Annotated in this window: 6 protein-coding genes; 1 reads left to right on the top strand and 5 read right to left on the bottom strand. The window is 64.7% G+C overall.

The window, feature by feature from the left end; genetic code table 11:
• Positions 1-429: 429 nt before the first annotated feature.
• The 4 genes from CAG46_RS27000 to CAG46_RS26985 form a co-directional block, all read right to left on the bottom strand.
• Positions 430-663, bottom strand: coding sequence for a hypothetical protein (locus CAG46_RS27000; protein WP_085588058.1), 234 nt, complete (start codon positions 661-663; stop codon positions 430-432).
• Positions 664-771: 108 nt separating this feature from the next.
• The gene (locus CAG46_RS26995) at positions 772-1,557 is read right to left on the bottom strand and encodes a 2-keto-4-pentenoate hydratase (protein ID WP_085619431.1); all 786 of its coding nucleotides are present in this window, start codon (positions 1,555-1,557) and stop codon (positions 772-774) included.
• Between the two features lie 306 nt (positions 1,558-1,863).
• Positions 1,864-3,207, bottom strand: a complete 1,344-nt coding sequence (locus tag CAG46_RS26990; protein WP_085619429.1) for an MFS transporter — start codon at positions 3,205-3,207, stop codon at positions 1,864-1,866.
• A 46-nt stretch (positions 3,208-3,253) separates the two neighbouring features.
• Positions 3,254-4,396, bottom strand: coding sequence for an iron-containing alcohol dehydrogenase (locus tag CAG46_RS26985; protein ID WP_075045552.1), 1,143 nt, complete (start codon positions 4,394-4,396; stop codon positions 3,254-3,256).
• 143 nt (positions 4,397-4,539) lie between these two features.
• On the opposite strand from CAG46_RS26985, the gene CAG46_RS26980 reads away from it, so the two are divergent.
• Positions 4,540-5,481: a LysR family transcriptional regulator gene (locus CAG46_RS26980; RefSeq protein ID WP_085619427.1), complete on the top strand. Its 942-nt coding sequence runs from the start codon at positions 4,540-4,542 to the stop codon at positions 5,479-5,481.
• Here CAG46_RS26980 and metC read toward each other — a convergent pair whose 3' ends face one another.
• The gene (gene metC, locus CAG46_RS26975) at positions 5,482-8,172 is read right to left on the bottom strand and encodes a cystathionine beta-lyase (protein ID WP_085619425.1); all 2,691 of its coding nucleotides are present in this window, start codon (positions 8,170-8,172) and stop codon (positions 5,482-5,484) included.
• Positions 8,173-8,310 lie beyond the last annotated feature (138 nt).

The following is an 8,310-nucleotide window of genomic DNA, read 5'->3' as shown; positions in this document are numbered from 1 at the left end:
TTTGTATTCTCTTGAATAAGATTTACGCACTGATTTTGCCTCCAATTGGGCGCCATCATAACGCCCGATGAAGGTGTCCAAAATCATTAGGCCAGTTCAGTTTACCCGCGAATAATGCAACGCGGTGCATGGCACCGGCTACGCCGGTGATCGCGGGCACGCCCGCTCCCACATCGACCCGTGCAGGCTTCACGATCCTTGGGCAAGGCCATGGCCTCTACTGGAATGGCGCCAACCCTGAACCAGGCGCGAACCCTGTGGGAGCGGGTTTACCCGCGAAGAATGCAACGCGGTGCGTGGCACCGGCTACGCCGGTGTTCGCGGGTGAACCCGCTCCCACAGGGACCGCGCACGTCTCAAAAAATTGAGCAAGTCAGTTGCGCCCACCTGGACCGCATCGCACTCAAGTTCCGCGAAGCTTCAACTGCATCAACCAATCCCGGCGATATCCGCCGCATCGGCATCCCGGCAACTGTTGCGGGACGCGCATACGAACTCCGCCTCGGCGCGTGTCGGGTAGTTGAAGGTCAGGCGCAGCTTTTCTTGTGTGTCATAAAGGTCATAACCCTCCCCTAACGTCGCGGGAAAGCCAAGACTACGCGGGTAAATCTCTTTCTTGAGCGGCACAGCGGGAACCACAACAAAGCGCGTCTGCATGTTCATCCCCCTCCCGGCAGTCTCTTAGTATTAGTACCGCTAAGGGAAAGCATCAAGGTGACTCATACAAACAATCGCAACGCCGTGGTTACCCGCGAAAAGGCTGGGGCATCGCTACAGCGTAAACACCAGCTCCTGGCCAAGATACCTGGCGCTAACCTGATGCCCTGTTTCGTTCAGGTCGAATGGCTGGCACATGGCCCCTGTAGTCACCACATCGCCTGCCTTCAGGGTCTGGCCACGTTCGGCGGCATGCGCATAAAGGTGGGCCAGCGATGCCAACGGGTCGGTCGCCGCATCGCCAGACAAGCCCCGCGCCCGCAACTGACCGTCTACGTATACCTCGGTGGTTTCGGCCAGGTCAGCCAGCAACGGCACATCGATGCCTGCTGCCAGGCTGTTGCCAATCACCAGCGCTTCAAACCCAACGTTGTCCGCCACGAAGCTTGGCCACCCAACAATCTTGCGATCGACGAAGCGCGAGCGCACCACTTCGAAGGTGACGCAGGTAGCGCGAATATCTTCGCTGGCCGGCACCCGCCCAACCTGGGGTGGAATATCGCGATCCAGCACGAAGGCGACCTCGCATTCGATGGTTACCGGCGTAACGGCCGGCAACCGAATGTGCACACCACCAGCATGACAGCGCCCCGCCTCCAACTGGCCAATCAAGGGCCGGGACAAATTGGCTGCACGCATGGCTGCGGGGCTGCCGACACCCAGCTTCCACCCGGCGCGCTGGCCTGCGGCGGCCGCAAACAACTCGTCCTGGCTGTCATAGCCCTGTTTCAACGTCTCGGGTTTGAGGCTGGCGGGCAGTTCCGCCAGCAGCTCACCGCTAAGCCAGTGCTGCAGCAACAATGCCGCGGTACGCTGGGGAATGAAGAGCGAATTGTTCATCAAGACCTCGTGATTGATGGGCGATGGCGGGCAACAGATGCTAGAGCGTGGCATTGATAAGGATAAATATATTGTCATGATGCCTGGCATCACAAACCGTTATGACTCCCTTGTCTCCGACAAGCCAGCGCCCCCAGGTACAGCGCATGACTGATAGCCAACGCGGTCGATGTGGGAGCGGCCTTGTGTCGCGAAAGGGCCGCAGAGCGGCCCCGGCGATTTCGCAATGATGCGAAGATCCTGGGGGCGCTTCGCCCCCCTTTCGCGACACAAGGCCGCTCCCACAGGTGTTGCGTATCCTTGCGATTACTGACCGGTACTCACCGGCTGCTTCAGCAGCAATACGTAGGCCATCGCCGCCACCGCCGCGACCGCCGCACTGATCAGGAACGCCGAGGCAAACGACCCGGTCTGCTGAATGCTGAACCCCGTCACGATCGGTGCCACCGAACCCGCAAGGTAACCGCCGAAGTTCTGGATGGAGCCAAACGAGGCCACGCGCCGGCTATCCACGACGGTGTTGGCAATCATCCAGGCGGTGGAGCTGGCCATGTTCACGCTGAACAACGCGCAGCACAGCAGGGCCACGCTGAGCATGAAGCCGCTGCCGAACGATAGCGGCACGGTGAAGGCCGCCGCCGCGAACAACGCGCTCACCACTACCCGCTTGCGGCTACCCAGCACGCTGGCGCCGTTCTTCACCAGGCGGTCGCACACACGGCCGGCGACAATGGTGCCCAGGGCGCCGAAAACGTAGGCCAGTGACACCACCCAGGCAGTCTTGTACAAGCTCAGCCCGTGCTCACGCTCGAAGTAGCCCGGCAACCAGGTCAGGTGCAGCCACAGCATGTAGATCACCCCCATGAAGCCCAGCACAGCGCCCCAGGTGCTCTTGTGCCGGAACAACTCGGCCCATGCCGCCAGTTGTGCCTTCATGCTCGGCCTGGCCGTTGCCACTGTCTGCTTCTGCGCCTGGGCCGCCAGCAGGCGTTCACGCTCCTCGGCAGGCAACTCGGCCAGGTAACGTTCCTTGCTTTTATAGAAGGCGAACCAGCAAGCGGCGACCAGGATGCCGAACACCCCGGTGACTATGAACATGCCTCGCCAGCCCCAGTTGACCATCAGCAGCGTCAGCAACGGCGGCGCAATGCACGGCCCGATGCAGGTCGATGACAGCACGATGCCGGTCGGCGTGCCGCGTTTCTCGGCCTCGAACCACTCCGCCAGCGCCTTGGCCGCCGACGGGAACATCGGCGCCTCGCCGATCCCCAGCACTACCCTCAGCCCGATGAACGCGGAAAAACTGTTGATCAGGCCGGAGGCCGTCTGCGCCACCGACCAGCCCAGCAGTGCAGCCCCCAGCGAAATCTTGCTGCCCAGGCGGTCGATGATCATGCCCAGCGGCAACTGGGAAAAGGCATATGCCAGGGAAAATGCCGACAACAGAATGCCCATCTGTGACGGCGTGATCACCATGTCCCGCTGGATCGAGGTGTTGGCGATCGACAGCGCGCTGCGGTCGACGTAGTTGATGATGCCAATCACCAGCAGCAGGCTGACGGTGATGGCCTGGTACTTCCTGAACGGGTTCGGGCTCGCGATCGCTTCAGGCTCGCGACCAAGCTCGGCTTGCGCATATTTGGTAGTCATGGGCGTTCACTTTTGTTGTTATTTGGTTGAACAGCGGATCAGTGAGCTACATGGATGCCTCAAGCAGCCACTGGTAGTCCTCGGCAGACGCTTCACGCGGGTTGGTGCGGTGGCTGTGATCGGCCAGCGCACCCTGGATGATGCGCGGGAACAGCTCCTCGCTGACGCCCAGCTCGCGCAGCCCGGTCGGCAGGCCCAGCGCACGAGTCATGTGGCGGATCGCGTCTTCGATCTGGCCTTCGTCGGCCAGCCCCATCGCCTGGGCAATGCGTTGCATCTTGTGCTCGTTCAGCACCGTCTCGGCCTTGCGGTTGAAGGTGATGACGGCGGGCAGGAAGATCGCGTTGAGGGTGCCGTGGTGCAGCCGTGGGTTGATGCCGCCCAGTGCGTGGCTGAGGCTGTGCACGCAGCCCAGGCCCTTCTGGAATGCCAGGGCGCCTTGCAGCGAGGCGCTCATCATGTTGACGCGGCTATCCAGGTTGCCGGGCTCGCGGGTGGCGGTTTCGATGAAGCGCCAGGCGCGCCACAGCCCGTCCAGGGCAATGCCGTCGGCGGGCGGGTTGAACGCAGGCGCCATGAAGGTTTCCAGGCAGTGGGCAATGGCGTCCATGCCGGTGGCGGCGGTGAGTTGCGCCGGCAGGCCAAGGGTCAGCGCCGGGTCGCAGATGGCAGCCTTGGGCACCACATGGGGCGAGATCACGCCCACCTTGCGCCCGTCATCGAGAATCAGGATGGCGCCCCGCCCTACCTCGCTGCCGGTGCCCGCCGTGGTCGGCACGGCGATTACCGGTGCGGTTGCCGCCGTAATGCGGGCCAAGCCGCCTTCGATCACCGCAAAGCTTTTCAATGGGCCGTCGTGCCTGGCACACACGGCCACACCTTTGGCCAGGTCGATCGCCGAGCCCCCGCCAATGGCGATGATCCCGTCACAGCCACACTCCTGGAACATGGCAACCGCTTCACGCACGGCGTTCTCGTTCGGGTTGGGCGGCGTGCTGTCATAGATCGGCAATTGCGCGCTGCTGTCACTGAAGGTGCTCAAGGCCACATCGACGATACCGGCAGCACGCACGCCACGGTCCGTCACGATCAAAGGCCTGGTTATACCAATGCGCTCGCACTCGGCAGGCAGGCGCGCAATGGCGCCGATATCGAACTGGATCTGGGTGATGTAGTTGATCAGGGACATAGGGCCTTCACAGCCTCCTGGCGCTATTGTTATGGGCGGTTCCGCCGCACTGGATGCGACACCGTGCAGCGCCAGTATAGGAATGCGCGCCTGGCCATGGTATTGAGAACAATCCATATCGGTATAACCCGGACGCATACCAGATGACCCCTTCACTCAACTCGATCATGTCCAGGCTCCACGCCCGCCACCTGCGCCTGCTCATCGAACTGGACGAGCACCGCTCGCTGCTCGGCGCGGCAAGCAGCGTCGGGCTTACCCAGCCCGGAGCGAGCAAGGCGTTGCAGGAAATCGAAACCACCTTCGGCACGGTGCTGTTCAACCGCACCAATCGCGGGCTGGAGCCCACGGCTGCCGGGCACTGCGCCATCCGCTACGCGCGCGTGGTGCAAACGGACATTTCAAACCTGCGGCATGACCTGGATGCCATCCTGCGCGGGGTCGGCGGCCGGCTGGCGGTGGGGGCAATCATGGGCGCGGTGCCATTGCTGATGAGGGCGGTGTCGCAGTTGGCCAGCATCCAGCCGCAGATGTCGTTCGAGATCATCGAAGACACCAGCCAGTCGCTGCTGGCACAGATCGAGAGCGGTCGCCTGGACGTCGCCTTGTGCCGCACCAGCGTGAGCAATAGCCCTCAGCTGTTTGCCAGCAGCTTTGTCCAGGACGAGACGCTGGCGGTCATCGCCAATATCGACCACCCGCTCAAGCACGCGCAAAACCTGAACCTTGCCGACCTGGCCGAGAGCCGCTGGATCGTGTACCGGGCCAACATGCCGATGCGGGTACAGCTGGAGCGCGAATTCCACGATGCCGGGCTGCGCTTCCCGTTGCACCTGGTGGAAACCACCTCGATCCTGGCGACCTTGTCGCTGCTACAGAACCGCCCCGACTTCGTGGCACTGGTGTCGATCGACGTGGCCCGGCAATGCGCGATGAACCAACAGGTGCGCATTCTGCCCCTGACCATGGGCTCGGTCAGCGACCCGTACGAGCTGGTCACCCGCAAAGGCAGCCAGGCGACACCGGCCATGGACAAGCTCGCCGAACTGCTGCTGCCGCACGGCGCACACCATACCGACAGCTGATCAGCGTAGCGCCTGGTCCAGGTCGCGCTGCAGCGAACTGACCGCCTCCAGGCCCACGTGCAGGCGCACCAGGGCCCCACGCACGGGTGTGGCGAAGGTTCGCTCGCCCAGCTCGGCCAAGGTCACCAGGCTCTCGTAACCACCCCAGGACGCGCCGATGCCGAACAGGCGCAGGCGATCGATGAAGGTTTCCGCCCGGCTCAGGCTGCTGTCGGCCAGCTCGATGCTGAGCAGGCCATTGCTGCCCTTGAAGTCGCGGCGCCACAGGGCGTGGCCCGGGTGCTCCGGCAACGCCGGGTGGTACACCCGCGCCACGTCCTCTCGTGCCTGCAGCCAGTGGGCGATTTCCAGGCCCTGGCGCTCGTGCACCGCCATGCGGCTGGCCAGGCTGCGCGCACCGCGCAGTACCAGCCAGGCATCGTCCGGGCTGACCGTGCAACCGCAGGTATCGCTGCTGCGCGACAACGCGGCGAAGGCCTCGCGGGTGGTGCAGACGCTGCCCAGCATCACGTCGCTGTGCCCGCCCAGGTATTTGGTCAGGGCCATCACTGAAATGTCCGCACCCAGCGCCAGCGGCTGGTGCAGATAGCCCGAACCCCAGGTGTTGTCGACCGCCAACAGGATCCCGCGCGGCTTGCATAGAGCGGCCATGGCCGGCAGGTCGTTGAGTTCGTACAGCAACGAACTCGGGCTTTCGCTGTAGACCATGCGCGTGTTCGGGCGCAGCGCGGCCTCAAGGCCCTGCCCGTCCGCGGCAAAATAGCTGACCTGCACGCCGAACGGCTGCAGCAGCTCGCGCGCCAGGCGCCGCACCGGCCCATACACGCCATCGCTGAGCAGCACATGGTCGCCGGGGCGCAGGTAGGCGAGAAACGTCTGAGTGATGGCCTGCAGCCCGGTGGCGAACAGCTTGGTGCGGTGGCCGCCTTCCAGTTCGCTGACCAAGTCTTCCAGGGCAAAGGCTGTGGGGTTGCCGCGGGCGCCATAGCTGAGCACCCGTTGCTGGTCACGACGGCTGCGTGCCTCGCGCTGGTCGGCGACGCTGTCGAACAGCACCGTGCTCAGGCGGCTGACCGGCGGGTTGACGCCATGCGCACCCTGGCCCGGCTCGCCACGACCGGCATGCACCAACCGCGTGGCGATCGGGTCGGCGTGGGTCAATGGCGCAAAACTGGCGACTTCGGCGGCGCTCATCTGCGCGATCAACCCGGTTTCCCAGGCCAGGTAACGGCGTGCGGCCTCCTTGTTCCCGGCGTGGCGGTCGTGGACGAAGAAGAGGAAATCGATACAGGCGGCGTCTGCCAGGGAAGCATCATCCTCGACCTGGGGCCACTCGGCCTGCAACGCCCGAGGGAACAGGCGCGCCTCCTGGCGTTGTGCAGCGGGCAATTCGCTGGCCGCCAGCTCGGCGACGCGAGGGTCATCGGCGATGAATACCAGGCGCCGCGGCTGCGTGCGCACCTGCTCGGCCAGTTGCGGGCGGATCGCCCACTGCGCGCCGCGCAGGTGGCGCCTGCGGTAGGCCGTACTCGAGCGCAGGTCCAGCAGCAAGGCGCCGTCGAGTTCTTCGGCGCTGGCCTCGGTCAGGGTCACAGCCAGACCGGGTTTGCCCGGTAGTGCCAGGCCACTGCCCAGGCCGCCTTCGAGCACATAGGCATCATGCCCCATCTGCCGCAGCCAGCTGGCCACCACCGGCGCGCGCACACCGTCGTCGTCGAACAGCACCACGCGCGCCTTGCGCACACCGATGTACAGGTCGGTGCCCTGCACCAGTTGGCCTCCCGGGCAATGTTGCGCACCGGGCAGGCTGCCGGCGGCAAATTCCTCCGGGGTGCGCACGTCGCACAGGAACAGCGTGCGCCGTGCCTCTTGCTGCCATTCCAGCACCTGCTTTGCCGCCACCCACTGCACCCCCGCCTTGCGCGCCAAGGCCACGCTTCGCGTCCGTTGCTTTGCCAGCGCCTGGCCACTGTGGGGCGGATAGCCGCGCTGCCCGCCGTGCTCCAGAGGCAGGTCCGCCAGGTACCAGCCCTGGGTGCCGTTTTCCAGGGCATAGACGGGGTTGTCGATGCCGAGGTTGATCAGCGTTTGCGCGCCGATGATGCTGCGCGTGCGGCCTGCGCAGTTGATCACTACCGGTGTGTGCGGGTCTTGCACCAGGTCTTCCAGGCGGTAGCCCAGTTCACCGTTGGGGCAACAGGTGGCGCCGGGGATGTTCATCCTGGCGAACTCGTCCAGCGGCCGGCCGTCGAGCAGCACCAGCGGCTTGCCCTGACGCTGCCATTCGGCCAGTTGCGGGGCGCTGATGCGCGGGGTGTGGCACGCGTGCTCGACCAGCTCGCCAAAGGCCTTCGATGGCAGGTGCACGCCAGCGAACAGTTCGAAACCTGCGGCCTGCCACCCCAGGCTGCCGCCTTCGAGCCAGTGTACCGCCGTGTAGCCCAGGGCCTGCAGCCGCCGGGCGCCGCGCTGCGCCAGCTCGCCGCCGGTTGCATCGTAGACCACCAGCCGCACCGCCGGGTTGGGCGCCAGGCGCGGGGCCTCGATTTCCAGCCGGCTGTACGGCAGGTTGACGGCGTAGAACAGGTGAGCTTCGCCGTACTGGCCATGTTCGCGCAGGTCGAACAGGGCGATCTCCTGGCCGTCGAACAGCCAGTCATGCAGGTGCGCGGGGGTGATGCTGGGGATCATGGGACGCAGTCCTTGGTCGATCAGGTTGGGAAAATGCGGTGCCTGTGCCGGCCTCTTCGCGGGTGAACCCGCTCCCACAGGGACAGCGTCGTGCTTACAAGCCGTGCATTACTTGTGGGAGCGGGTTCACCCGCGAAA

The organism is Pseudomonas sp. B23(2017) (assembly GCF_002113725.1).
GTDB classification, from domain to species: domain Bacteria; phylum Pseudomonadota; class Gammaproteobacteria; order Pseudomonadales; family Pseudomonadaceae; genus Aquipseudomonas; species Aquipseudomonas putida_Z.
The sequence above is the reverse complement of the archived record's forward strand: the minus strand, read 5'-3'. Positions and strand labels throughout refer to the sequence as shown.

Coding starts and splice junctions, on each gene's coding strand:
- CAG46_RS27000 (WP_085588058.1), bottom strand. CDS start 663: ATGAACATGCAGACGCGCTTTGTTGTGGTTCCCGCTGTGCCGCTCAAG.
- CAG46_RS26995 (WP_085619431.1), bottom strand. CDS start 1,557: ATGAACAATTCGCTCTTCATTCCCCAGCGTACCGCGGCATTGTTGCTG.
- CAG46_RS26990 (WP_085619429.1), bottom strand. CDS start 3,207: ATGACTACCAAATATGCGCAAGCCGAGCTTGGTCGCGAGCCTGAAGCG.
- CAG46_RS26985 (WP_075045552.1), bottom strand. CDS start 4,396: ATGTCCCTGATCAACTACATCACCCAGATCCAGTTCGATATCGGCGCC.
- CAG46_RS26980 (WP_085619427.1), top strand. CDS start 4,540: ATGACCCCTTCACTCAACTCGATCATGTCCAGGCTCCACGCCCGCCAC.
- metC (WP_085619425.1), bottom strand. CDS start 8,172: ATGATCCCCAGCATCACCCCCGCGCACCTGCATGACTGGCTGTTCGAC.